A 2,069-nucleotide genomic window follows, 5' to 3' on the forward strand; every position below is an offset into this window, starting at 1 on the left:
GCGCTTCCGTGGGGAACCTGGCCCATAGCGCATCCTTCCACTCATGTGAAAATAATGCACCATCAAATTCCGGGACTCAACACGTAGAGCGTTCATAGGGTAAATAATAATAGCTCGGGTTCTACGTGCTTTACCCTGCTTCCGCGCGCGGACAACGGCATCAATTATTGGCACAAAAAAGCAAAGTGATTTGCCAGAGCCGGTGCCCGTTGTAACCACGTAGCTTTTCTGGGCTCGTGCTTTAGCGATTGACTGGGCCTGATGACGATAGAAACGCACTGGTACAGATTCGAACCGAAATATTTGTCCGGTTGCTTCATCCAGATCGCCTGATGCAACAAGATCGTTGACTGTCGGCCCTTGAAGAAAACGCGGATTGATTGACAACAGCGCGTCTGGCCAGAAGCGCTTGGCATCATATTGACTATCAATTGCTGACCGAAGATCTTCCGCCCTGATAGAACTAAAAGAGCGCGAAAAGAGAGCATAAGAATCAATAATATAATGATCGAATTCAAACGCTTTCATCGATACTCTCTTTGTTTTATTTTTTCCGATTTAGGAAAAACATCTCTCCCGGTAATAATCGATTACAGAAGAGTGGCAGCCAGACCAACCTGAGGCCCGGCTTCGGCAAGGCGACGATCCAGAGTATACAGGGTCGCACCCTGATCCGCACAAACCGCCAGATGAAGGGCATCTCCGGCCCGCAGACCCAGAGCATACTGGTCCGAGAACCTTGCCGCCGTCCGGAAGTTCTGACTGGTCACTGGCAAGACCCCGATACTTTCGGCACACAGACGCGTGAACATGGCCAGGCTGTTCGCGCGATCGGTGACAGTGATCTGTCCCGTCCGCAGCTTGATCGACAGCGCAGAGGAAAATTCCGTCACGACCCAATCACTGATGAAGAGCTCCTCAGGTGCCTGAGCACCAAGCCACTCCTGCATCCGGGAAGTTTCCCGCTCATTGGTCAGGGCCGCCACGAGAACCGATGTGTCAATATAGACGCTCAATATCTTGCCTCGTCACGCATGTCGCGGACAGCGTCCGCAGCAGACTCCTTTTGCAACGTCATGGCATCGGTCAGTGAGCGCAGAGCACTCACTGCAATCCGTTTACGCACCGGCTCGACTTTGACGAGTTGTGCGACCGCCTTGCCGCGACGCAGAATCCGGACGGACTCTCCATCCTTTGCCAGGTCGACCAGACGACTGAGATGGGCTTTGGCCTCCACCAGATTGACGGTCTGCATCGTAGACTCCGAACCATTAAACTGGTTACATCATAGAGAAAAATAGTGGGCATGCCTATTAGAATATGTGTGTGGTGGTAAGCGATGGCGCCCTTCTCACACTCGCAATTGAGGCAGCGCCAACTCACAGAGATGTCGTTAGATAATCCAAAAGGGCGGTAACTCTTTGGGCCCATCTTGGGCCCACCCTGATGTGATATCCAGTTGTATCCAGTGACAGTTAGTGATATTAAATGCTCCGTTATCAACAATTTAAACGGAAAAACCCAGCTATTCAGCCTATACTTATCGCCCTCTCACGGCGGCAACAGGGGTTCGAATCCCCTATGGGGCGCCAATGTCTGTAAGGTATTGATTTTATTGGAATAATTTCTTGTCGTTTCCTTTAGTGGCACATGTTGGTGTTACATATGGGACGACAAAAGTTTGCCTGCTCCATATATGATTCGGCGTTATCAGGCTTGGTATGTAAGGGTTAAAGTCCCTTCTGACCTTCGTTCTGTCTTAGGTCTGCATATCTGCCGAACCCTCAAAACATCTGATAGGATGACCGCTCAAACCCGTGCTGTTGGGGTAGTGTCGTCTTTGTCGGGGTTGTTTGTGGATATTCGTAATCAGTTGGCACAAAAGGTTTTGGACGTAAAAGAAGGAACTGCTGAGGTTTCTGAACTCAAAGCCTTCATTTCCCAGAACGCTGACAAGATTGACGCAATCCCGCAGGAAGACCTTCACAACATTACGTCGTGTCGTCAGTTAAGCAGTATGATGATTGAAGCGAACTGCACTGCTGCGAGGAAAGTAGATTTGAGTTTGT

Annotated in this window: 4 protein-coding genes and 1 tRNA gene; 2 read left to right on the top strand and 3 right to left on the bottom strand. The window is 50.1% G+C overall.

Going from position 1 to position 2,069, the window contains the following annotated elements; genetic code table 11:
• The 3 genes from LOC54_RS12095 to LOC54_RS12105 all read right to left on the bottom strand — a co-directional run.
• Positions 1-528, bottom strand: a 528-nt coding sequence (locus LOC54_RS12095; RefSeq protein WP_279314032.1) for a DEAD/DEAH box helicase, incomplete at its 3' end; no start/stop codon positions are given.
• Between the two features lie 62 nt (positions 529-590).
• Positions 591-1,016 (bottom strand): type II toxin-antitoxin system VapC family toxin, encoded by a 426-nt coding sequence (locus LOC54_RS12100; protein WP_279314033.1) that lies wholly within the window; start codon positions 1,014-1,016, stop codon positions 591-593.
• Complete coding sequence (locus tag LOC54_RS12105) at positions 1,013-1,255, bottom strand: type II toxin-antitoxin system Phd/YefM family antitoxin (protein WP_011253029.1); 243 nt, start codon at positions 1,253-1,255, stop codon at positions 1,013-1,015. Before LOC54_RS12105 ends, LOC54_RS12100 begins: the two co-directional genes overlap by 4 nt.
• Before the next feature lie 235 nt (positions 1,256-1,490).
• On the opposite strand from LOC54_RS12105, the gene LOC54_RS12110 reads away from it, so the two are divergent.
• Positions 1,491-1,592 (top strand) — tRNA-OTHER (locus LOC54_RS12110).
• Positions 1,593-1,696: 104 nt separating this feature from the next.
• Positions 1,697-2,069 (top strand): DUF6538 domain-containing protein (locus LOC54_RS12115; protein WP_347709407.1); only part of this gene is annotated, 373 nt, incomplete at its 3' end.

Origin of the sequence: Acetobacter sp. AN02, from assembly GCF_029759835.1 — a bacterium.
In the GTDB taxonomy this organism is placed as follows: Bacteria; Pseudomonadota; Alphaproteobacteria; order Acetobacterales; family Acetobacteraceae; genus Acetobacter.